We start from the raw sequence: 21,393 nt of genomic DNA, 5'->3' as shown, positions 1-21,393 counted from the left end.
TTAAACGAGGCGCCTGTGAACATAGTTAGGGAACAGTTTTTTCAACGAGTCGAACAACATTTACATACCATTTATCAAGGGGTTGAGTTACCTATGTCGGTAGCTGAGTTGGCTGAAGAATTAATCACCTTGATACTAGGTAATAACCCACTTCGCGATCCCACGCCGCACACCAATCGCTGGGATGAACAAGATATTGTTTTAATTGCCTATGGCGATTCTATTATAAATCATGAAGACAGTGAGTTAGCAGTTGGAACTCCCCTAGAGGCGCCGCTAAAAACCTTGCATCGCTTTATAAAAGAGCAGTGCGATCACCAGCTTAATGCACTGCATATTTTACCTTTTTATCCGTACAGCTCAGATGAAGGATTTGCGGTAATGAACTATGCGCAAGTTAATGAAGCGCTTGGTGACTGGCAAGACATTAATGCGATTGCCAACGATGTAAAGTTAATGGCTGATTTAGTGATTAATCATTGTTCTAGCCGAAGCCTTTGGTTTGAAAACTTTTTAACCGATACTCACCCAGGGAAAGACTACTTTAAAACAGCCAGTTTATCTGACGATTTAAGCCAAGTCGTGCGCCCACGAACCTCGCCATTATTACATACGGTTGCCACAGCAAGCGGTGATAAGCATGTATGGTGTACATTTAGTCATGATCAGGTGGATTTTAATTTTGAAAATCCGGAGGTATTAAAAGAGTTTGTTGGCATTATTCGCCATTATTTAGATAATGGTATTCGCCTATTTCGCCTTGATGCTGTGGCCTTTTTATGGAAACAACTAAATACCAGTTGTATAAACTTGCCACAAACGCATGAAGTGGTGCGTTTATTGCGAACGCTGATTGAGCATGCTGAGCCCAGTGTGGTGATTATTACCGAAACCAATATTCCTAATCAAGAAAATCTATCTTACTTTGGTAATGCCAACGAAGCCCATGCGATTTACAACTTTGCCTTGCCGCCGCTGTTATTGCATACCTTACTTAGCGGCGATAGTACCGCGCTTAAGCACTGGATGATGAGCATGCCGCCAGCGCAAAACGGTACCGCATATTTTAATTTTATAGCCTCTCATGATGGCATTGGTTTGAGGCCAATTGAAGGCTTATTACAACCGAGTGAAGTTGCTTCGTTAGTAAGTACGACCATGCAATTTGGGGGTCGTGTTTCAATGCGCACCAGTCACGATGGCACGCATACCCCTTATGAGCTAAATATTGCCTTGTTTGATGCCTTACAAGGTACGCATAATGGCGCAGATAAATATGGCCTTGAGCGCTTTTTGTGTGCCCATGCCATTATGTTTGCAATGGAAGGAATACCGGGGCTATACATACATAGTTTACTTGGTACAACTAATGACTATGAGCGTTTTGAAAATTCGCAGCACAATCGCGCAATTAATCGTCATCGCTGGCAAGAGTCAAAATTATTAGCGGCTATTGAAGAAAAATACAGCCACCATCACCAGGTGTTCAAGGGAATAAAACAGTTATTATCAGTGCGTAAAAGGCAAGCTGCATTCCATCCTAATGCAACACAATTTACTTTGCACTTAGGAGAGGGGTTATTTGGTTTTTGGCGACAAAGTATAGACCGCCAACAAAGTATTTTTTGTGTTTATAATATTAGCAGTCAGCCACAAAGCTTAACCTTAGCCGACTTAAACTTAATAAATACCCAGCAATGGGTTGAGCTAATTTCTAATACAACACTCGATGACGCGTTACAAACCATGCAGTTAGCACCCTATCAAACGCTTTGGCTATCTAATAAGGCATAAATAACGCAAACAATTACATTCAGAGTTTTAAATAAAGTAACCGCACTGTAAAGGGGCTTTACAGTGCTATTGTTTAAGCGCTAAAAGTAGATTTTCTATTGTGAATTTATGCCAGTCAGCGCGTGTTTTACTAAACTGTATAAAGTTTATTTCTGCTAGACCTGTTGTATTTATCGCCTTATATAAGGGGGTGTTTTCATCAGTAAGTGGGTCAAAAATATCAGCTGAACGATGAAGCAAAGGACTAAGTTTTGGTTGCGTATGGTTGTCGAACAGATTAACCAGAGCATAAGCACCTAACAAAACATGACCTCCTATAGATACATCAAGCTCTGAACCATTATTAGGTGGAACCTCCCAGTTAATACCGCCCACAATAACCTGAGATTGCATGTTTAGCTGTTTTAATGCCCTTTTTGCGCCAAAAGCAATGGCGTCATTTGCACACCAAATAATGTTAATTTCAGGGGCTTGATGCATATACGCCAAAGTTTTTGTAAACCCTTCTTGTTCAGACCAATTGGCAACCTCTTTAGCGATTAAAGTAACTTGCGGCGTTTGCGCTAAAAAATCCATTAACCCTTGAGTGCGCATAATAGAAGCAGGCGTTGCATAGTCGCCTAATAACGCCAATATATGTGCGCTAGTTGTTGTTTTATTGGTAAACTTTTTATAAAGCTGCTGCATCAATGATTTACCTGCAACGCGATTATTTGGGGTAATACTACCGACTATGTTAGTGTCATTTTTACGTAACATATCAAGTGACGCAGGCGAAGGGCGATTTAATAAAAAGTAAATAGGGACATGTTTACTGTCTATTTTAGAGAGGTACTTACTGGTAACATTTTTTTCGTTTACGAGGATCAGGTAATCGGGCTTATCATTTATAGCCTGCTGAATAAGCTCTTTCATTAAAATATGATTTCGGTTGGCGTATTTTATCGTTAATGTAACATCTAAATCAGTGGCTGCATTTTGCATGATTTTAGAAACATCAAACCAAAAGTTTCCGGTGCTGTTCTGTGCATTTTCCGTGTTAGAAAAACCAGGGTTAATAAATATGACTTCTAGGGCATAAGCACTATAACTACCCAACAGAAGGCAGGTAAACGTTAGCAGGCGGTATAATTTAAACAAGGACATACATTTCTCTGTAAACTTTTTAAAGCCCAATTTTATCCTTGTGCAAGTGCTCCGTATGACATCTAGGCGTTATGCTATATAATACCTCAGTAAGTTTAGTATGTATGCAACAATTATTTTTTAGGGTGTATTAATGAAAGCAGTTTTGTTGTTAATGGTATTAATATTTAGTCAAACAGTTGCCGCAAATGAAATGAGCGACTTAGAAAAGACCATGAAAAACATTGGGCTTGCTTATAAACAAAGTGTTGAAGCAACCCAGTTAGCAGAATTTAATGGCGCTATCGATGAATTTATTAAATTGATAGAGCAAAGTAAGCAAGCCAAGTTTTATAAAGAAGCTGAAAAGTCGGTGCAAGGGCTAGATAAGGTGCTTATTCAAGCCCAGTTAGCCAAAAAAGTAGCGAACGAGCAGGGGCTTGAGTCGGCAAAAAAACCACTTAAGGCGATTGATAATTTGCGCAAAAAATATCACGAATTACACGAGCCTCCAGGCTTTTTTGAATTATTGTTTGGAAAATAAGGATTAGTAATGGAAATTTCGGTTTCAATGTTAGATGGTCAAAAGTTAAGTGCTAAGTTTGGTGAGCATGAAGTTATAAGCGATCAAAGCATAAACGCTGGTGGTGATGCAGAACATCCAGAACCGTTTGACTATTTTTTAGTAAGCATGGTGTTGTGTGCTGGTTTTTATGCGCGTAAATTTTGTCAGCAAAGAGAGATCTCGACCGAGGGGATGACACTGACACAAAATAACGAAAATGTAGATGAAAACGGTAAGAAGCTTTTTTCAATCGAAATTGGCTTGCCAGAAGGTTTCCCAGCTAAATATAAAAAAGCGCTGATTGCTGCGGTGAATACATGTACCGTGAAAAAGGTTATTCAAGCAGTGCCTGAGTTTTCTGTTGTAGTTAAATAAACAGACCCTAATAATAATGCCGAGTATAAACTCGGCATTATTTTATCTTGCTACTTTTTCTTCATACCCTGCACAGCTTTAAATCTAGGGTTATCTTTACATATCACGAATACTCGCCCTTTGCGCTTTACAATTTGACAACCTGGTCGTTGTTTTGCACTTTTTAATGAACTTAAAACTTTCATTTGCTTTCCTTTTTAGCTGTAGAGAGGTTTTTAAACCGACGATTAAATTGCGCAACGCGTCCATCAGTAGCGAGCGTTTTTTGTTTGCCTGTATAAAATGGATGTGAGTCACTTGAGACATCAATAGGAACATAAGGATATGTTTTACCCTCAATTTCTATGGTGCGATTGGTTTTAATGGTTGAACCAATAATAAAGTAAGAATCAGCTGCAGTATCATGAAAAGCAACCACATGGTAATCAGGGTGAATATTGGGCTTCATAAAATGCCTTTAGTGTTATGTGATAGTATATCATTTAATTTAACGTATTTATTTTCCCTTTGCAAATCATTTTAAATAGCCTTAAACGCAGTGTAATTGCTGTGTATTTGCACAAAATAGTCAAAAAATAAGCACTTAGATCAAAAGTACTGGCTATTAGTATTTAGGCTGCTATAACTAGACTCAGCGAACAAAATAATAAGAATTTAATAACGTTAATAGAGGTAGTTTTATGAGTGACGCTCAGGCACAACAAGACCAAATCGACCAAGGAGTCATGGATACTCTCAGAGAGCGTGACCACAGTATATTGGCTAAACAAGTTGATTCGTTAGGGTGTTCTCATAACGACATCATTGAATTACTTGCTCATTATTTAGCATTAAGCGAACAAGAAGATGATGAATTATTTGACGATTGGTTTGACGCGCTTTCAAAAGAACAACACACCGTATTAAAAGTATTTGAAGTTTATCGTGGGCAGTACGAGCACCAGAACTAATCCGTTTGGTTGTAATAGCCATTTTATTTAAGATGATGCCGGCTGCTAAGGATGTAATTTAATGTTAACAAAAGTGTGTGTTTTTATCCCTAAGCAAAATAAATAATCACACTTTTTAATACAATAGTATGTACTTTTTCTCTTGATGACTTTTCATCTAACTAATTGATGTATAAAGCTTTGCAATGAGTTAAACTTATTTATATAAACAGTAGTCCTCACTATGTTTAATAAATATACTACTTTTATTGGGTGAACAAAGAAAAGGATCATTCTAATGCCGCACTTAAATGAAATACGCAAAAGAAACAACGTCAAAATAATTGGCAAGGGTGATAAAACCTTGGTTTTGGCTCATGGATTTGGTTGTGACCAAAATATGTGGCGGTTTGTTACTCCAGTGCTTGAGCAACATTTTACTTTAGTGCTGTTTGATTATGTAGGCTCTGGTAAGTCTGATATTTCTCAATACAACAAAAAGCGTTATTCGACCCTTGATGGCTATGCCAAAGATGTACTTGAGATATGTGGCGCACTTGCTCTAAGCGATGTGACTTTTATAGGTCACTCTGTTAGCGCAACAATTGGGGCGCTTGCCGCCATTGAGCAGCCAGAGTTATTTACTCAGCTTGTTATGGTTTGTCCTTCACCGTGCTTTTTAAATTTACCCCCTGATTATTTTGGCGGGTTTGAAAAACAAGACTTGCATGAACTACTTAACCTGATGGATAAAAATTACATTGGCTGGGCCAATTATTTAGCACCTTTAGTTATGGGTAGTTCTCACCCTGATGAATTTATAGCCGAGTTATCGGGGAGCTTTTGTTCAACCGATCCACTGATTGCAAAAACCTTTGCAGAAGCCACTTTTTTATCTGATTATCGCGCGACGCTTAAACATATAAAACAGCCATCATTAGTTTTACAAAGTGAACATGATGCTTTAGCCGCGCCATCTGTAGGCGAATTTGTCGCAAATGAAATACCTAACGCTACGCTCCAAGTTATAAGCGCACATGGTCATTGTATTCATATGACTCACCCAGAAACAGTCGGCCGTTCGATTATTGACTTTGTGAGTTAACCTTAATGCCACTGCATCAATTAGATGATAATAGAGTTACAGATTACTCTGCTGATTACTTTTTAAGTGGCGCATTGGTGACCAATGCGGATAACGTAATTGTTTATGTAAATACTTATTTTAAAAAGGAACTACACTGGCATTGCAATGAACTTATTGGCAAGTATATTGACAAAATCCTAACTAAATCTTCAAAAATATTTTTACAAAGTTATGTGCTTCCTACCTTAATACACGAAAAAAAATGCCAAGAAATGCAGTTAATTATGCTCAGTGCTCAGGGGGAGCGAATGGCGGTTACCGTTAATGCTCAGCTTGACGAAAAGGGGTTTATATACTGGAGCTTTTTTAATGCTACGCAGCGAGATAAACTCTACGATGAGTTGATAAAAACACGGGAAAAGCTAGAAGCACAAACTGAGCGCTTGCAATCTTTAGCGTCTACCGATGAGCTAACATCGCTATTAAACAGGCGTGAAATGGATTACCGCAGTGTTTTACTACTCGAACAAGCAAAAAGAACACACCGCTCAGTTGCACTATTAGTGATTGATATTGATGATTTTAAACAGATCAACGATACCTATGGTCATTTAGAGGGCGACAGGGTGCTAAAAGAACTAGGCCAATGTCTTAAAAAAATAAGCAGACAAACTGATTTAGTTGCACGCTATGGTGGGGAAGAGTTTTTAATTATGCTGCCCGACACCAATAGTGCAGATACCTTAATATTTTGCCAAAGACTACACCAATTAATTGCTGAAATTAAAGTGGGCAGTGAAGGGCTAACAGTCAGTGTAGGTGCATGTATGAGTGATAGTAACAGCACGTTTACTGAGCTGTTTAAGCATGCTGATAACGCTGTTTATCAGGCTAAGGCAAACGGCAAAAACACCACTTACATGCATTCTTAATTCATTGTTATTAGGGTCTGTTGACTTTTGCGGATTAAAATTTGTTCAAACTAGGGGCGGTTTAATCGCGACGCGAGGTTTGTAACCTAGTGGGCTAAGTAAAAACCGAGCAACAAAGAGTAAATTGCCCCTAGGCAGAACCCTTCGGGCAGCCCCTGTTTGGCATTGATGCTGCGTTATCGCTTATTTATGGGGAATAACCACACTACATAGGCTCTGCCTTGCCTAAATACCAAACAGACTGCTGCAAATATAACCTGAAAGGTCAACAGACCCTATTCGAGTGATTAAGCAACAATGTTGTTTGGCTCTTTTTACAGGCAGTGCTTGCTTAACCCCTAACTATGGCAACGAGCAGTTATTTTTAGCTAATGGAGATGCCAGCGAGACTTCAGGTTGCCAAATTCGCTGCCAAATATTACCGGCATTACTTAAACTAGGGCGCTGAGAGAGTCGCTCAAAACTACCCACTTTAATACCGGTATCAGCTTGCTCACCTACCACAAAGTTAAATACATATTGGCATTCCATACCCATTCTTAAATCTGACAAAATCACGTTATCGGTTTGCTGGCGAATAGAATAAAACCCTTTTGTAAACCATTGTAGCCTTTGTATGCCCCATTGGTTGTCAATAGGCTTAATTAAAGACGGTGTTGTATTGTAGGCATTTAAGGTTACATCACTGGGCGAGTCAAACACGGAGGCATAACCCTCGTAGTAGTGACCGTCAGACATCACTACTACACGCCAAAGTAAAGTAGTGAGCGGGGCAGGCGTACTAATATAGCCGGTTGCGTCAATATCGCGATTGTTCAGTGCTGTTTTTACTGTGTCGTCAATATTGAGTTTAAACACAAAGGCAAGGCATAAATACGCTGTGCTTAGGCTAAGTGTAATTGCATTGATTTTATAGGCTTTACTTGTGCTTATTTTAGGTAATAAAGTAAAAGCTAAACCAATTAATAACGGTAAGGTGTAAAGGGGGTCAATAATAAACATGCTGGATACCGCAAAAGGGTATTCACTTAAGGGCCACATTAGCTGAGTACCATAAACGGTGAGTGAATCTAATAAAGCATGTGTTGATAAGCACAAAAAAACTAACCAAAACCAACGAGCTTTATAAGCCTGCATGCCTGTGTGTATTTTTAATATTAGCCATACAATTAGCGGGCTTATTAATAAATGCACAAATAAAGAATGGCTAAAACCGCGATGATAGGTAAATGCCTCTACACTGCCGCCATAGGGTAAAAATACATCTAGATCGGGTAAAGTGCCTAAAATAGCGCCCCACGCAACGGCTTTTCTACCTACTTTATTGCCTAGTACCGCGTAGCCTACGGCACTGCCTAATGCGACTTGTGTTAAAGAATCCATACTACCTCATCCAAATAATGCAACTGCAGTGTTTATACTCAGCTTAATCTTAAAACCGTCAATAATGTAAATTATTTCATTAAGTTGCTCTTTAAACCCAATTTAAAAGCGATTTATAAACTTAGTCGCGGTTGTATAAAATCTAAAAATGCAACGATACGGGAAGAAACCGCCCCATTTTTGTAATAAACGCCATAAATAGATTCTCGATTATTTGGGCTACTCACGCTGTGGGGTAAAACTTCTATTAATCGTTTTTTGGCTAAATCTTCTGCAATCATAAATTGTGAGAGAAGTGCTATGCCTTGATCAGCAATACATAAATGCCTAATGGTTTCGCCGCTGCTAGCCCTTAAATCAAAGTGCAGTGATTGCTCATGCTTCAAGGGCCATTGATTAAGAGTATTGGGCTCACTGAAGCCAATTAAATTATGGTTTTTAAGATCTAAAACTTGCTGTAACGGTGGCGCATTTTTTAAATAATCAGCGCTTGCGACCAATTTTAATTTACTTTGGCCTAATTTTCTCGCATGCAGGTTTGAATCTTTTAAGTCTCCAATGCGAATAGCTAAATCTGTTTTGCGCTCAAGTAAATCAATAATATTGTCGTGTGAGGTAATATCGAGCGTGATTTGCGGGTATTGCTTTTTAAATTCATTAACTAGTGGCGCTAGTTGATGTAAAACAAAAGGGCTTGCTGCATCTATACGCAAGTGCCCGCTAGGTGCTTGCTTAAGTAGCTTTATTGTTTCTTCCCCTAAGAGCAGCGTGTTTAAAGCCTTTCGCGCATATTCTATGTATATATGCCCTTCCTCGGTCAGTTCTAAGCGCCGAGTTGTTCTGTTTAGTAATGTGCAGTTTAGCCTGTTTTCGAGGCGAGATAGCGCTCTTGAAACCTTAGCTACATTTAAATCAAGTAAACTAGCCGCACCGGAAAAACTGCCACAATCAACAATGGTAATAAACATTTCTAGATCTTCAGTTTTAGCTTGAACAGGCATAAATTCACTCATTTATATTTGCAAAATAAACAAAAGTATTTTGCCATTTATGCTATTTATTGCAAAGGAGTTTTTACACACACTATGCATCTATATTAAAAATGAGGATGTATTTATGCCATTGGCTTTATGGGCGCTTACCTTAAGCGCATTTGCAATTGGAACAACCGAGTTTGTTATAGTGGGTTTAGTGCCAACTATTGCAAACGATTTAGGCGTGAGCTTACCATCAGCAGGCTTACTAGTGAGCTTATATGCAGTTGGTGTAGCTATTGGCGCACCGGTACTCACTGCATTAACGGGTCGCTGGAACCGAAAAGTGGTACTTATAAGTCTTATGGGCTTATTTGTTATGGGTAATTTATTAGCTTGGCAAGCGCCGAGTTACGAAACACTAATACTGGCGCGCATACTAACAGGATTAGCTCATGGTGTATTTTTTTCTATTGGCTCAATGATAGCAACAAGCTTGGTAAGTAAAGACAAAGAGGCGAGCGCTATCGCAATTATGTTTACCGGCCTTACGGTAGCGCTTGTAACGGGTGTGCCATTAGGAACATGGATTGGCCAGCACTTTGGCTGGCGTGCAACGTTTTTAGTGGTTTCGGCATTAGGTTTAATTGCGCTAATTGGCAGCGCTATTTTAGTACCAAAAAACTTAAAGCAGTCTATTCCGGCGACGTTTAAAGAGCAGCTACAGGTTATTGTTAAGCCGCGCTTATTGCTCGTTTATTTAATGACTATATTAGGCTACGGCGGAACGTTCACCGCGTTTACTTATTTAGCGCCTATATTAGAGCAGCAAACTGGCTTTGCACCATCCGCTATTGGTTTAATAATGCTGGTTTATGGTGTGTCGGTGGCTGTTGGTAATATATGGGGCGGAAAATTAGCCGACAAGCGAGGCCCAATTAGTGCACTGAGTATTATATTTAGCGCGTTAACAATTATTTTATTGGCTTTCACCTTTACTATGGAATCAAAAGTAGCCGCAGTGCTGACTATTTTAATATGGGGGGCATTTGCATTTGGTAATGTACCAGGATTGCAGCTTTATGTAGTAAAACAGGCAAAAAAGCACACTCCTAATGCGGTAGATGTAGCATCGGGCTTAAACATCGCGGCGTTTAACATTGGAATAGCCTTAGGCTCTGTTACAGGGGGGCTTGTAGTCGAGCATATGGAACTAAAAGATACCGCATGGATTGGGGCCGTTGTTTCATTACTGGCTTTAATAGTCACTCGATACAGTGGCAGGCTAGATAAACATAATGTTCAGGCTAAATAAAGCCGAACTCATATAGGTTAGTCTTGAAATAAAAATTAATGACCTCAGTATTCACATGAGGTCAAAATTTTAAATCAAAAAAAGTAATAGGTGTATTTAGTAAACGCGTCGTTTGAATTTTAAACCTATTATTAAACAAGGATAAAGCTATGACACAACGTGTAATTGAAATGCCAGATTTAGGTATGGGTACTTTTCGTTTAGAAGGTAAAACAGCTTATGAATCTGTAAAAATGGCGTTAGAAGTTGGATTTCGCCACATTGATACCGCGCAAATATATGGCAATGAAGAGCAAGTTGGCCAAGCAATTAAAGACAGCAATATTCCTCGTGAAGAATTATTTATAACCACCAAAGTATGGAATAACAAGCTCAACAAAGCTGACTTTGTTGACAGTGTTAAAACATCTTTAGAGAAGCTACAGCTTGATTATGTCGACTTATTGTTAATTCATTGGCCAGCACCGGTAAATAATGAACCCATGAGTGAATATTTAACCGAGCTGCTATTAACAAAAAAGCTGGGATTAACTAAACATATTGGTGTATCTAACTTCACCATTGCCAACTTAAATGAGGCAATGCAAACCTTAGATCCTCGCGAAATATTCACTAATCAAATTGAGGTACATCCATATTTAACCAACACTAAACTGCGCGCTTTTTGCGATCAACATAAAATTCATGTTACCGCCTATATGCCATTTGTTGTGGGTAAGGTATTAACAGATCAAACCATTATTGATATTGCTAACAAGCACGATGCAACGCCAGCGCAAGTGGTTATTGCATGGGAAAATGCCAACGGCATGACCACCATTCCATCATCGACTAAGCGTAAAAACTTAGAGGATAACTTTAACGACAAAGTTAAACTTGATGATGAAGATATAGCGCGAATTGATGGCCTTGATTGCAACGACCGCCAAGCAACGCCCGACTTTGCACCACAGTGGGATCAATAACCAAAAAGCCAGAACCAAAACAGGTGCAGTTGAGCTGCACCTTTATTTTTTAAACAAGGAACACCCATGTTAACGGTAATTGCTACACTATCGAGTGAAAATAGCGATGCAGAGCGTCTATTAACCGAGCTCGAAAACTTACAACAGTCCTCGCAGCAAGAAGTAGGCTGCCTGCGTTACGAGCTATCAGTTAAAAACGATGCTGAGCAAACTAGCTATTTAGTGAGTGAGCAATGGGCGTCTACTGAGCATTTCGAAGCCCATAAAAACGCACCTCACTTTAAAGCCTTTGGTGATGCTGTAGGTGCATTTATTACCTCTATCAATATTGATGTGTATAAAACCATTGGTTAACAGCACAAAGCTAATAGCCAAGTAGGAGTTGTAACCTTTATTTAATCGATAAATCGTATTTTAAAATAAGGGCATCAATATAGCGGCTTCGTAATGTGAGTTGCTTTTCGTGATCGGCGCCATGGCTTAGCGCTTTATTTAAAAGCTTCATGGCAGGGTGAATGCGGGTGCGCTCATCCTTATCTAAACTGGCTTTGCTGCGCAGCTCGGTTATATCGTCTACTAATAATCTGCCAATATCCACAGCCACAATTTCATCAATTAAGCCATTTTGTGTAAGCACCCCATATTTGCTGCATAGAAATTGTTGCCACACTTGCTGTAAATGCTCTTCTATTTCACAGCCAAACAGCTCTTCGTTAAATATAAAGCCTTGCTGTGCAAGCTTAGCTAAGCATTGGGTATAGTGCTGGGCAAACAAATTAAACGCTTGATTAGATGACTCAATTTTTTGTTTTATAACTCCTTGCCCCCAGTTTACGCAGCCACGAGGATAATAATCGTCGTATTCTTCACACTCATATAAGCCTGAGTAAGAGCTGCAACTCATCTGGTTTTTAATGCAATAACTTGGCTTAGGAAAAATGCTTTGAGCTTGCCAATTTTCAAGAGTTTCAGTGTCTATGTTGAGTGCTTGGCATAACTCATCAGTGTGATAAAAGTGAGTGCTTAAATAGTCAGATAAACGCATAGTGGCTCGCTTAATAGTAAAAAACAAAATACTGTTTATTTATACAGCTATTTATTTTGTATCATCAAACCCAATAACACAAGCCATTTTATAATTAAATACTGGCTATCACTGCAAATAGCGCGGTAAATATGGTACAAATAGGCCAAGTATTAATAACAATGATTTTTTTATGCGCACCCTAGAACAAATTAAACAAGCAAGCCTTATTACTGCAATTAAAACACCTTACTTAGCCAATGGTGAAATCGATCTTGCAAAGTATGATGAACTCGTTGAAATACAAATTGCAGCGGGTGTTGACGGCATAGTTGTTGGTGGCACCACCGGTGAAGGCCAGTTAATGAACTGGGAAGAGCACTTAATGCTAATTGCGCACAGTGCCAATAAATTTGGTGATAAATTACTGATTGTAGGTAACACCGGAAGTAATAATACGCGCGAAGCAATTAAAGCAACAAGATATGGTTTTGCCAGCGGCATGCATGCCTCATTGCAAATTAACCCTTACTACGGGCGGACATCAATTGCCGGTGTTAAAGAGCACTTTAAACGCGTGCTTGATATTGGTCCGGCGTTTATTTACAACGTAGCAGGGCGCACAGGTCAAGACCTCACCCCTGATATTATTGAACCACTGGCCCAGCATGAGCACTTTATTGGTGTTAAAGAATGTGGTGGCAATGAGCGTATAGCGCACTATGAACAACAAGGTATTGCATGTTGGTCTGGTAATGATGATGAAGCACACGATGCACGCCATATCCATAAAGCACATGGTGTTATTTCAGTTACGTCTAACCTGATCCCGGGTTTGTTCCGTCAATTAATGGATAGTAAAAATGATGCGCTTAATAACTCATTACAACCATTAATGAACTGGCTGTTTTGCGAGCCAAACCCAATTGCGATTAACACTGCGATGATCATGACCGGCGCGGTAAAACCTGTGTTTAGAATGCCTTACGTGCCGCTTAACGATGAGCAACAGCAACAAGGTGAAACGCTAATTAATCAGCTTAATGAGCAAGACTTTGTCGGTAGTCGAGCGCAGTGTGTAGATATTAGTAAGGTTTTGATTTTATCTTAAACTGTTAGATTATTTACTAAATACTAAATTTTCAAAGCAGCCTACTGTAAACACAGAGGCTGCTTTTTTATATCACTGCCAATAGTAGTTGAGTTTAAGCTGCCACATAGCTGAATTGGCATGTGTTGCCGCTAATCTAATATCAATATCTTGGCTAATAGGCACTGCCAGTTCTAGTTTGGTTTGCGCTGGGTTTTTAGCATTTAAGAATGACTTTTCATAGGATGCTCTGAGTTTAATACCTGAGTCAGTACCAGTAATAATCCCCACCTCTACCGACGAATCATAAAAGTGGCTATTTTTAGCTAAATCACCCAAGTAACCATTAACTAAGCTATAGGCTAAGGTGTTGTTGCTAAATTGCCAAGCTTGTCCGGCTCCCCCCATAACAAAACTACGTTTACAGGTTCTGCACAGTGCTGGTTGTCTGTCGAATCCCACATTGATTTTCCATGACCACTTAGATTCATTAGCCCAAGACAATTGGCTTGGATTGAATGACTCCAAATCTAATAAATGAATTTTGTTTATGTAAGTTTCGCCATCTGTAAACATCAGTTCGGTATCTAACATTTCTAAATTAGAAAATGGAATGCGGGCAATATCAGAGGCAAGGGTATCAAAATAGCTCAGCCTAAAACCCAGAGTGTACTGTGTTTGCTCAGCCGTGTGCATCGCAGAAATTGAGCTGTTAGAGGGCTTTTGGCCTTTATGTGGAGGCTGCTGGGTAAATTGAAATTTAACTTTGTTTTCGCCCATGGGTAGCTTTAAGCGCGCTTTGATTAGCGCATTTTTTAACTCACTTATTTTTACAGGAGTTTGCTTTTGAATTTGTTTCACTTGCACAAGTTCAAATAAAGCGCCAATAATGGCTTTTTGAGACCGCACCGGCAAAGCTAAAAACGATTCGTTTTTAAGTACTGCTGATTCGGCAAAGATTTGTTTGGCAAAGCTGAGCTCTTTTTCACTTAAAGATTGCACATATTTTGAAAATACAGTGTCGCGCGAGGGAGTAAATGTGATGTTTTTAACCGCTGATTGCCCTTGGTAAGTGGCCGAGTTTAACCTTGAAAAAATAGTGGCAGGTATTACCCAAGGAGAGCTTTCGCTAGTTAGTTGATCGCCAATAATCAACTCAACAATCTGTGCGAGATGAAACGCGCAGTTTTCATCGGCAAAGTAATAATCAAATTCAGTGCCTAAAATCTCCCATAAGTGATTAGCAATAAAAGCCACATCGCGCTCGTTTAGATTTAGGGTATATTCCCATAAATCTCTTAACTCTATTTCGCCGTAATTATGCTGGTGGCGGTAAAATAGTTGATCTGAAAAACCAGCTTTATAACCACCAAATAAGCCTTTAAGAATATAAACTATGCCGTTTTCATTGTCAGGAACATGTGCGCCATAGTTAATACTGTAATCTAATAATTTGTTTTTTGATTCGGTTGAGCGATTAAGTTTAAGTAATAAATGACCATATAACGATGCGGGGTTACTCATATAACCAGAGGCAAATACTAAACTAACAGAGTGAATTGCTTGCTGCTCGCGCCATTGCTGTAACTTTGGACACTCTGCAGCTGGCATTGAAAAGGTTAAACCTTGCTCTTTAAGCCATTGGTAACGCGCAGGGTAGCGACAATGTGTTAAGGGCTGGTTATTAAAAGCATGGATTGTTGCTTTTAATTCGGCAACCGGATCATTACGTCCGTTATCTGCGATAAAAAAGGATGCGTTAGTAATATAACTAATAGTAGTTGGTTGATTTTTGTAATGCCCTAATTTCAACCATATTGGGTGTTTTGCTAAAACAGAGATAGATTGCGTGGCAGAACTTGAGAAAGATATTAATAAAAAAACGCTAATTAAATAAAATAAAGGTTTCATTGTTTAACCAAAAAAAAGGGCTGTTAAGCCCTTTAATTATTAGATTGCAGCGCATTGAGATGAAAAGTTAGTTGTAATTTTACCTTCAACTAATTCATAAAATGCTTGTGCATTGTCTATTGGTGCGTTTGCGTAATCGCTGCGTACCGAAGTGATAATTTGTTGATGAGCAGTTACATCACAACCACGTACGTTAAGCATTGCAGAGATATACTCGCCTTCACCCTGTGCTATTTCTTGTTCTAATACAGGAAAAGTTTGTTGAATAAACTGTGCTGTTTTTACGTTAGCGCCTTCACAGCTCTCTACTGAAGAAATGTTAGACGATACCGCGGTTGTTCCTAAATCCCAAATAATATTAGAAATTGCTGCCGCAACGCCATTGTCTGGGAAAACCATTGCACCAATACCACATTGTTGCCATGGGTTGATGCCACTTTTTGCTTGTGACGGCATTGAAACGAACGCGCTTACTAATACCGCAGCAGTTAAACATCTTTTTATCATTATTAATTTCCTTTAATTTATATACACCCCACAAAACGGGCGAAGAAGTTTACCTGTTTTGGTTATTTAAATGCAAATAGTTATGTAACACAATGTAAAATAACGGTGTAAAATTTATAAAAGTGCAATAAAATCGCGAATTAACGGGAATAAATCTAGCGAGTTAATACCATTTAGCTAACTTAAACAACAGCTGATAATCGCTAATTATCCTGCATTTTATAAATTAGCGGTTTCTGGTGTTTAAAACTAACTGTTTAAGCGATTTTACTGTATAATTTGCGACCCTTGATAATGTGGCCGCAGGTTATACAGCAATGAATTTTAAATCTTTTAGTTTTGCCCCTGAACTTATTCAGGCGTTAGACGAACTTAATTACCACACCCTTACGCCCATTCAGCGCGCAGCTATTCCGGCTGTTCGTAAAGGTAAAGACGTTTTAGCAAGTGCACAAACCGGTACAGGTAAAACCGCTGCATTTGCACTCCCTATTATTCAAAAGTTATTTGAGTCAGATTGCAGCACTACGAATGCGCCAAGCGCCTTAGTCCTTGCGCCTACGCGTGAGCTTGCAGAGCAAATAGCGAATAACTTTAAAGACTTTGCTAAGTACACTCAGTTAAAAGTAGTGAGCTTATTTGGTGGTGTTAATACCGCAGGACAAGAAATTGCACTCAAAGAAGGTGTTGATGTTGTAGTAGCAACACCAGGACGTTTACTTGATCATATTCGTTTAGGTAACTTAAGCCTTGCTCAAGTAAAACATTTAGTACTTGATGAAGCTGACCGTATGCTTGATATGGGCTTTATTAATGATATGCAAAGCGTAATAAAAAGCTGTGCAGATGAGCGTCAAATTTTATTGTTTTCAGCTACCTTCCCAGCAGCAATTAAACAGTTCGCCTCTAAAGTGTTAAAGCAGCCTGAAATTGTTCGTGTTGATCAAACTAACAGCACCGCAAGCACAGTACAGCACGTGGTTTACCCAGTAGAAGAGCGCCGTAAGCAAGAGTTGCTTTCTGAGCTGATTGGTAAGAAAAACTGGCAGCAAGTGCTAGTGTTTGTAAACATGAAAGAAACCGCAGATGAGCTAGTAACTGAACTTAACTTAGACGGTATCCCAGCGGCAGTATGTCATGGCGATAAATCGCAAGGTAATCGTCGTCGTGCGTTGCGTGAATTTAAAGAAGGCAAAGTACGCGTGCTAGTTGCAACAGAAGTAGCGGCCCGTGGTATTGATATTGACGGTTTACCGCGTGTTATTAATATTGATTTACCTTGGCTTGCTGAAGATTATGTTCACCGTATTGGCCGTACTGGTCGTGCTGGTAACCAAGGACAAGCAATTTCGTTTGTGAGTCGCGAAGAAGAAAACATGTTGTTTGAAATTGAAACCTTAATTGGTCAAAAAATTAAACGTGTTTACTTAGAAGGTTACGAAGTAAGTAATCGTGAAGTACTGATTGATAAAATTGGTAAAAAGCCAGCGCATTTACGCCGCACCCGTGCTAATAAGCCATCAGGCCAGGCTACCGGTGAAGCGAGAGCGAAAAACCGCTCGCGAATTTCTAATGTACGTAAAAGCTTAAAAGGCGAAAAGCTGTCACTTAAAAAGTAAGACAGCTAAGCCATTAAAAAACCTGAGTTTACTCAGGTTTTTTTGTGCCTAATACATTATCGATAATAGCAGCGTACGCATAAGCAGCCGCTTCATCGTTTTGATTAGCAATAACCGACAAACCAACCGGTAAGTGGCTTACTTTGCCAACCGGTAAAGTAATATGGGTCGTCCCTGCAATGGCAGGTAATGAACTGCTACTGCCTTTAAAGTTATCGCCGTTAATTAAATCGGTTTTCCAAGCCGGTGAAACGGTGGGCGAAATTACAATATCTAGCTTATTATTGCGGTATAAATTGCTAATAGCGCGCTTTGCAAGTGCGCGATATCGCGCTTTGGTGCTTTTGTATTGTTGTTTTTCACTCAAATCAACTGCGTTAGCTTGTTGTAAAATATCTTGCTCAAAGTAGGGCATTTCCTGCTGTTTATTTGCGATATTAAATGCGATTAACTCGTCTAAACTTTTTACGGTTACCTGCGTTGGTGTTTTGCTTAAGTAGTGGTTAATTTCGGCTTTAAAGTCGTAAAGTAGGATGGCGTATTCATCAACGTAAAGCGTGCTTAAGTCATCTTTTACTGCAACATTGACAACGGTATGACCTGCGTCTTTTAATGTTTGTAACTGCTTAGCGTAAAGCTTTTGTGTTGCCACAGTAAACTTACTGGCAGGTAACGCGCCTATCCTCAGTGATGGCTTAGGCGCTATGCCATCAAGCGTTCTATTTACGTTGAGTGTCGATACATCGTCTGAGTCTTCACCTTGAATGACTGATAATACCGCGAGTGCATCTTTTAAAGAATGCGCCATTGGACCTACCGAATCTTGGCTACTAGAAAGGGGGATCACGCCTGCGCGTGAAACTTGCCCCATACTGGGTTTAATGGCGTACACCCCATTAACCGAAGCAGGGCAGGTAATCGAACCATCAGTTTCTGTGCCCAGCGCAATAGGCGTAAAATTTAAAGCAACCGCCACAGCAGAACCTGAGCTTGAACCACACGGATTACGAGTTACATCATGGGCGTTATGGGTTTGTCCGCCAATGGCACTCCAGCCAGATGACGAATACGATGAGCGAAAATTAGCCCATTCACTTAAGTTCGCTTTGCCTAAAATAATAGCGCCTGCTTGGCGTAATTGTTTAACCACAAAGGCATCTTTATTAGTAACGTTATTTTTAAGTGCTAATGAACCCGCTGTGGTGGGTAATGTACCTGTTGTTTCAATGTTATCTTTTAGTAATACCGCAATACCATGTAAAGGGCCTGCCCATTTTCCGGCTTTAAACAGCGCATCGAGTTGTTTGGCTTGTTCAATTGCAGTGGGCTCAATACTAATTACCGCATTATATTTAGGATTGAGCTCGTTTATTCTGTCGATATAAGTGCGGGTAAGCTGCTCAGCCGTGGTGGTATTATTTTTATAGGCATTGTGAATGTCACTAATGGTTTTAAGCTCTGTATTATTATCCGCTGCGTATAAATTAGGTATTGTACAAACAAATAATGTTAAAAGTAGCCGTTTTATAATCATTGTTATTATCTATTTTGTGAAAACATAGGTTATTTTTAGCACAAAAAAACCTCACGTTGTGAGGTTTTTCGATAAAGTATAATTTAATAGAGTTAAGCGTTTTCTAACATCGATAACGCAACCGCTTCAGCGGCTTTAATGCCATCAATACCCGCTGATAAAATACCGCCTGCATAACCTGCGCCTTCACCTGCAGGGTAAAGCCCTTTGGTATTAATGCTTTGGAAAGTTTTATCGCGCTTGATGCTGATAGGTGAAGACGTACGTGTTTCTACACCCGTGAGTAAGCCATCATTGGTTGAAAAGCCACGAATTTGTTTGTTAAAGGCAGGAATTGCTTCACGTAGCGCTTCAATGGCAAAAGCTGGCAGTACTTTGCTTAAATCAGTCAGTTTTATACCTGGTGTATACGAAGGCTGTACATCGCCTAAATTAGCCGACGATTTACCTTTTAAAAAGTCACCAATCAGCTGTGCTGGGGCATCATAATTTTTACCACCAAGCTCATAGGCTTGCTCTTCTAGCTTACGCTGTAAATCGATACCAGCTAGAGGATGGCCTGGAAAATCTTTTTCTGGCGAAATACCCACAACAATAGCACTGTTCGCATTTCGCTCACTACGAGAATATTGACTCATACCGTTAGTAACCACACGGCCTTCTTCAGAGGTAGCGGCAACTACAGTGCCGCCAGGGCACATACAAAAACTGTATACGGTTCGGCCATTATTACAATGGTGTACCAATTTGTAATCGGCAGAGCCCAAAATAGGGTTACCCGCGTTATCGCCAAAGCGGCACTCATCAATCATTGATTGTTTATGTTCTATTCTAAAGCCTACTGAAAAGGGTTTTGCTTCAACATAAATGCCTTTATCGTGGATCATTTTAAACGTATCACGGGCACTGTGACCAACCGCTAAAACCACATGGCGAGTTTCAAGCTTTTCACCATTAGAAAGTGTCAGCCCTGTAACTTGGCCGTTGTCTAAATGGATATCGTCAACGCGGGTGCTAAAACGAATCTCACCACCAAGTTCTATAATTCGGGCGCGCATTTTTTCAATCATGGTTACTAGTTTAAAAGTACCAATGTGCGGCTTACTAACGTATAAAATTTCTTCAGGAGCACCAGCCTCTACAAATTCAGTGATCACTTTACGGCCATAATGTTTAGGATCTTTTACTTGGCTGTAGAGCTTACCGTCTGAGAACGTGCCTGCACCCCCTTCACCAAACTGAACGTTTGATTCGGTATTGAGGGCCTTTTTACGCCAAAAGCCAAAGGTGTCTTTGGTGCGTTCACGTACCTCTTTACCGCGCTCTAGAATTATTGGTTTAAAGCCCATTTGTGCCAATACTAAACCGGCAAATAAACCACATGGGCCAAAGCCAATTACTACAGGGCGCTCTTTAATGCTGCTATTAGCGTGTGCTACAAATTTGTAGTTGGTGTCAGGGGAGACTTTAACGTGTTGATCTTTTTCAAACGAGGCTAACAGTTGTGCTTCGTTATCTACCTCAACATCAAGCGTGTAAATCAGTAAAATGGCGCTTTTTTTACGTGCATCGTAACCGCGTTTAAACACATTGTAGCTGTGTAGCTGCTCTGGACTTATATTTAATTTATTGATGATGGCTTGGCCAATAGCATTTTCGTCATGGTCAAGCGGCAGCTTTATTTCGGTTAAACGTATCATTAATATCTCTTTTGGTGTCATAGCGGAAAGTAAATACCGCTCACAATAAGGGGAGTGCACAAAGCGCTAATTTATAAGTGCCATATATTACGTTAAATTGTTCGCTTTTGGCACATATTTATTGTGTTTTGGTAAGGGTTGGGTATGATCCGCAGCTGGTAAAATTAAATATTAGGTATTAAACCACTATGGCGTTTGTAGTCACCGAAAACTGTATAAAATGTAAGTACACTGATTGCGTATCGGTGTGCCCTGCAGATGCATTTTTTGAAGGCCCTAATTTTTTGGCTATTAGCCCAATAGACTGTATTGACTGTGGTTTATGTGTGCCTGAGTGTGCAGCTGATGCCATTTATCAAGAAGATGAACTACCTGAGTCGCAAAAAGAATTCACCCAGCTTAATGCAGAACTGGCAGAAATATGGCCACGTATAACGCAAGTTAAACCTGCACCTGAAGATGCCGATAGCTGGAATGGTGTGGCTAATAAATTAAAACTTCTCGACACATAACTACTTCCTAAAACTTATTATTAGTTTTTTGTTAATTTTATTGCAAATTTTA

22 protein-coding genes are annotated in these 21,393 nt (G+C 39.6%); 12 read left to right on the top strand and 10 right to left on the bottom strand.

The window, feature by feature from the left end; translation table 11 throughout:
* The first annotated feature begins 15 nt into the window (after positions 1–15).
* Positions 16–1,794 (top strand): alpha-amylase family glycosyl hydrolase, encoded by a 1,779-nt coding sequence (locus MTF66_RS08635; RefSeq protein WP_248527041.1) that lies wholly within the window; start codon positions 16–18, stop codon positions 1,792–1,794.
* A 66-nt stretch (positions 1,795–1,860) separates the two neighbouring features.
* Here the strand turns inward: MTF66_RS08635 and MTF66_RS08630 are convergent, their stop codons facing one another.
* Entirely contained in the window at positions 1,861–2,940 is a 1,080-nt protein-coding gene (locus MTF66_RS08630) for an ABC transporter substrate-binding protein (protein WP_248527040.1), read from the bottom strand.
* Between the two features lie 133 nt (positions 2,941–3,073).
* Here MTF66_RS08630 and MTF66_RS08625 point away from each other — a divergent pair, with 133 nt between their 5' ends.
* Positions 3,074–3,463, top strand: a complete 390-nt coding sequence (locus MTF66_RS08625; RefSeq protein WP_054201221.1) for a cytochrome b562 — start codon at positions 3,074–3,076, stop codon at positions 3,461–3,463.
* 9 nt (positions 3,464–3,472) lie between these two features.
* A complete protein-coding gene (locus tag MTF66_RS08620; RefSeq protein ID WP_008463841.1) occupies positions 3,473–3,859 on the top strand; it encodes an OsmC family protein in 387 nt (128 codons plus the stop codon).
* A 50-nt stretch (positions 3,860–3,909) separates the two neighbouring features.
* On the opposite strand, the gene ykgO is transcribed toward MTF66_RS08620, so the two are convergent.
* On the bottom strand, positions 3,910–4,044 hold the full coding sequence (gene ykgO / locus MTF66_RS08615; protein WP_004586489.1) for a type B 50S ribosomal protein L36: 135 nt from the start codon (positions 4,042–4,044) through the stop codon (positions 3,910–3,912).
* A complete protein-coding gene (locus MTF66_RS08610; RefSeq protein ID WP_008463845.1) occupies positions 4,041–4,307 on the bottom strand; it encodes a type B 50S ribosomal protein L31 in 267 nt (88 codons plus the stop codon). The genes ykgO and MTF66_RS08610 overlap by 4 nt, the downstream gene beginning before the upstream one ends.
* A 232-nt stretch (positions 4,308–4,539) precedes the next feature.
* Here MTF66_RS08610 and MTF66_RS08605 point away from each other — a divergent pair, with 232 nt between their 5' ends.
* The 3 genes from MTF66_RS08605 to MTF66_RS08595 all read left to right on the top strand — a co-directional run bounded on the left by MTF66_RS08605 (position 4,540) and on the right by MTF66_RS08595 (position 6,807).
* Complete coding sequence (locus MTF66_RS08605) at positions 4,540–4,809, top strand: hypothetical protein (RefSeq protein WP_010388978.1); 270 nt, start codon at positions 4,540–4,542, stop codon at positions 4,807–4,809.
* Positions 4,810–5,086: 277 nt separating this feature from the next.
* Positions 5,087–5,893: an alpha/beta fold hydrolase gene (locus MTF66_RS08600; protein WP_010388977.1), complete on the top strand. Its 807-nt coding sequence runs from the start codon at positions 5,087–5,089 to the stop codon at positions 5,891–5,893.
* A gap of 5 nt (positions 5,894–5,898) precedes the next feature.
* The gene (locus tag MTF66_RS08595; RefSeq protein ID WP_138621378.1) at positions 5,899–6,807 is read left to right on the top strand and encodes a GGDEF domain-containing protein; all 909 of its coding nucleotides are present in this window, start codon (positions 5,899–5,901) and stop codon (positions 6,805–6,807) included.
* Positions 6,808–7,149: 342 nt separating this feature from the next.
* Here MTF66_RS08595 and MTF66_RS08590 read toward each other — a convergent pair whose 3' ends face one another.
* Together MTF66_RS08590 and MTF66_RS08585 are read right to left on the bottom strand one after the other, a co-directional pair.
* Positions 7,150–8,190: a metal-dependent hydrolase gene (locus MTF66_RS08590; protein ID WP_248527039.1), complete on the bottom strand. Its 1,041-nt coding sequence runs from the start codon at positions 8,188–8,190 to the stop codon at positions 7,150–7,152.
* 113 nt (positions 8,191–8,303) lie between these two features.
* Complete coding sequence (locus MTF66_RS08585) at positions 8,304–9,191, bottom strand: LysR family transcriptional regulator (protein WP_248527186.1); 888 nt, start codon at positions 9,189–9,191, stop codon at positions 8,304–8,306.
* A 115-nt stretch (positions 9,192–9,306) separates the two neighbouring features.
* Here MTF66_RS08585 and MTF66_RS08580 point away from each other — a divergent pair, with 115 nt between their 5' ends.
* The 3 genes from MTF66_RS08580 to MTF66_RS08570 all read left to right on the top strand — a co-directional run bounded on the left by MTF66_RS08580 (position 9,307) and on the right by MTF66_RS08570 (position 11,798).
* Positions 9,307–10,479 carry an MFS transporter gene (locus tag MTF66_RS08580; protein ID WP_010388973.1) on the top strand — a complete coding sequence of 391 codons (1,173 nt, stop codon included), beginning with the start codon at positions 9,307–9,309 and terminating at the stop codon, positions 10,477–10,479.
* A gap of 149 nt (positions 10,480–10,628) precedes the next feature.
* Positions 10,629–11,444, top strand: a complete 816-nt coding sequence (dkgB, locus tag MTF66_RS08575; protein WP_010388971.1) for a 2,5-didehydrogluconate reductase DkgB — start codon at positions 10,629–10,631, stop codon at positions 11,442–11,444.
* A 66-nt stretch (positions 11,445–11,510) separates the two neighbouring features.
* A complete protein-coding gene (locus MTF66_RS08570) occupies positions 11,511–11,798 on the top strand; it encodes a putative quinol monooxygenase (RefSeq protein WP_248527038.1) in 288 nt (95 codons plus the stop codon).
* Between the two features lie 37 nt (positions 11,799–11,835).
* On the opposite strand, the gene MTF66_RS08565 is transcribed toward MTF66_RS08570, so the two are convergent.
* Positions 11,836–12,489: a DUF6058 family natural product biosynthesis protein gene (locus MTF66_RS08565; RefSeq protein WP_076919783.1), complete on the bottom strand. Its 654-nt coding sequence runs from the start codon at positions 12,487–12,489 to the stop codon at positions 11,836–11,838.
* A gap of 172 nt (positions 12,490–12,661) precedes the next feature.
* Between MTF66_RS08565 and dapA the strand changes: the two genes are divergently transcribed.
* Positions 12,662–13,579 (top strand): 4-hydroxy-tetrahydrodipicolinate synthase, encoded by a 918-nt coding sequence (gene dapA, locus MTF66_RS08560; protein ID WP_138623414.1) that lies wholly within the window; start codon positions 12,662–12,664, stop codon positions 13,577–13,579.
* A gap of 72 nt (positions 13,580–13,651) precedes the next feature.
* Here dapA and MTF66_RS08555 read toward each other — a convergent pair whose 3' ends face one another.
* The gene (locus MTF66_RS08555) at positions 13,652–15,469 is read right to left on the bottom strand and encodes a DUF4105 domain-containing protein (RefSeq protein WP_138623412.1); all 1,818 of its coding nucleotides are present in this window, start codon (positions 15,467–15,469) and stop codon (positions 13,652–13,654) included.
* Between the two features lie 39 nt (positions 15,470–15,508).
* Positions 15,509–15,976, bottom strand: a complete 468-nt coding sequence (locus MTF66_RS08550; protein WP_010388962.1) for a DUF3015 family protein — start codon at positions 15,974–15,976, stop codon at positions 15,509–15,511.
* 317 nt (positions 15,977–16,293) lie between these two features.
* On the opposite strand from MTF66_RS08550, the gene MTF66_RS08545 reads away from it, so the two are divergent.
* The gene (locus tag MTF66_RS08545; RefSeq protein ID WP_054201651.1) at positions 16,294–17,595 is read left to right on the top strand and encodes a DEAD/DEAH box helicase; all 1,302 of its coding nucleotides are present in this window, start codon (positions 16,294–16,296) and stop codon (positions 17,593–17,595) included.
* Positions 17,596–17,623: 28 nt separating this feature from the next.
* On the opposite strand, the gene MTF66_RS08540 is transcribed toward MTF66_RS08545, so the two are convergent.
* Both MTF66_RS08540 and MTF66_RS08535 read right to left on the bottom strand, forming a co-directional pair.
* On the bottom strand, positions 17,624–19,129 hold the full coding sequence (locus tag MTF66_RS08540; protein WP_248527037.1) for an amidase family protein: 1,506 nt from the start codon (positions 19,127–19,129) through the stop codon (positions 17,624–17,626).
* A 92-nt stretch (positions 19,130–19,221) separates the two neighbouring features.
* Positions 19,222–20,829, bottom strand: coding sequence for an NAD(P)/FAD-dependent oxidoreductase (locus MTF66_RS08535; protein WP_010388958.1), 1,608 nt, complete (start codon positions 20,827–20,829; stop codon positions 19,222–19,224).
* 188 nt (positions 20,830–21,017) lie between these two features.
* On the opposite strand from MTF66_RS08535, the gene fdxA reads away from it, so the two are divergent.
* Positions 21,018–21,341: a ferredoxin FdxA gene (fdxA, locus tag MTF66_RS08530; protein WP_010388957.1), complete on the top strand. Its 324-nt coding sequence runs from the start codon at positions 21,018–21,020 to the stop codon at positions 21,339–21,341.
* Positions 21,342–21,393 lie beyond the last annotated feature (52 nt).

It is taken from the genome of Pseudoalteromonas sp. 2CM39R (assembly GCF_023161845.1).
The sequence above is the reverse complement of the archived record's forward strand: the minus strand, read 5'-3'. Positions and strand labels throughout refer to the sequence as shown.

Bases quoted from the DNA above. Each gene is read 5' to 3' on its own strand.
- MTF66_RS08600 (WP_010388977.1), top strand. From the start codon at position 5,087: ATGCCGCACTTAAATGAAATACGCAAAAGAAACAACGTCAAAATAATT.
- MTF66_RS08595 (WP_138621378.1), top strand. From the start codon at position 5,899: ATGCCACTGCATCAATTAGATGATAATAGAGTTACAGATTACTCTGCT.
- MTF66_RS08620 (WP_008463841.1), top strand. From the start codon at position 3,473: ATGGAAATTTCGGTTTCAATGTTAGATGGTCAAAAGTTAAGTGCTAAG.
- ykgO (WP_004586489.1), bottom strand. From the start codon at position 4,044: ATGAAAGTTTTAAGTTCATTAAAAAGTGCAAAACAACGACCAGGTTGT.
- fdxA (WP_010388957.1), top strand. From the start codon at position 21,018: ATGGCGTTTGTAGTCACCGAAAACTGTATAAAATGTAAGTACACTGAT.
- MTF66_RS08625 (WP_054201221.1), top strand. From the start codon at position 3,074: ATGAAAGCAGTTTTGTTGTTAATGGTATTAATATTTAGTCAAACAGTT.
- MTF66_RS08605 (WP_010388978.1), top strand. From the start codon at position 4,540: ATGAGTGACGCTCAGGCACAACAAGACCAAATCGACCAAGGAGTCATG.
- dkgB (WP_010388971.1), top strand. From the start codon at position 10,629: ATGACACAACGTGTAATTGAAATGCCAGATTTAGGTATGGGTACTTTT.
- MTF66_RS08545 (WP_054201651.1), top strand. From the start codon at position 16,294: ATGAATTTTAAATCTTTTAGTTTTGCCCCTGAACTTATTCAGGCGTTA.
- dapA (WP_138623414.1), top strand. From the start codon at position 12,662: ATGCGCACCCTAGAACAAATTAAACAAGCAAGCCTTATTACTGCAATT.
- MTF66_RS08540 (WP_248527037.1), bottom strand. From the start codon at position 19,129: ATGATTATAAAACGGCTACTTTTAACATTATTTGTTTGTACAATACCT.
- MTF66_RS08570 (WP_248527038.1), top strand. From the start codon at position 11,511: ATGTTAACGGTAATTGCTACACTATCGAGTGAAAATAGCGATGCAGAG.
- MTF66_RS08580 (WP_010388973.1), top strand. From the start codon at position 9,307: ATGCCATTGGCTTTATGGGCGCTTACCTTAAGCGCATTTGCAATTGGA.
- MTF66_RS08585 (WP_248527186.1), bottom strand. From the start codon at position 9,191: ATGCCTGTTCAAGCTAAAACTGAAGATCTAGAAATGTTTATTACCATT.
- MTF66_RS08550 (WP_010388962.1), bottom strand. From the start codon at position 15,976: ATGATAAAAAGATGTTTAACTGCTGCGGTATTAGTAAGCGCGTTCGTT.
- MTF66_RS08630 (WP_248527040.1), bottom strand. From the start codon at position 2,940: ATGTCCTTGTTTAAATTATACCGCCTGCTAACGTTTACCTGCCTTCTG.
- MTF66_RS08565 (WP_076919783.1), bottom strand. From the start codon at position 12,489: ATGCGTTTATCTGACTATTTAAGCACTCACTTTTATCACACTGATGAG.
- MTF66_RS08590 (WP_248527039.1), bottom strand. From the start codon at position 8,190: ATGGATTCTTTAACACAAGTCGCATTAGGCAGTGCCGTAGGCTACGCG.
- MTF66_RS08555 (WP_138623412.1), bottom strand. From the start codon at position 15,469: ATGAAACCTTTATTTTATTTAATTAGCGTTTTTTTATTAATATCTTTC.
- MTF66_RS08535 (WP_010388958.1), bottom strand. From the start codon at position 20,829: ATGATACGTTTAACCGAAATAAAGCTGCCGCTTGACCATGACGAAAAT.
- MTF66_RS08610 (WP_008463845.1), bottom strand. From the start codon at position 4,307: ATGAAGCCCAATATTCACCCTGATTACCATGTGGTTGCTTTTCATGAT.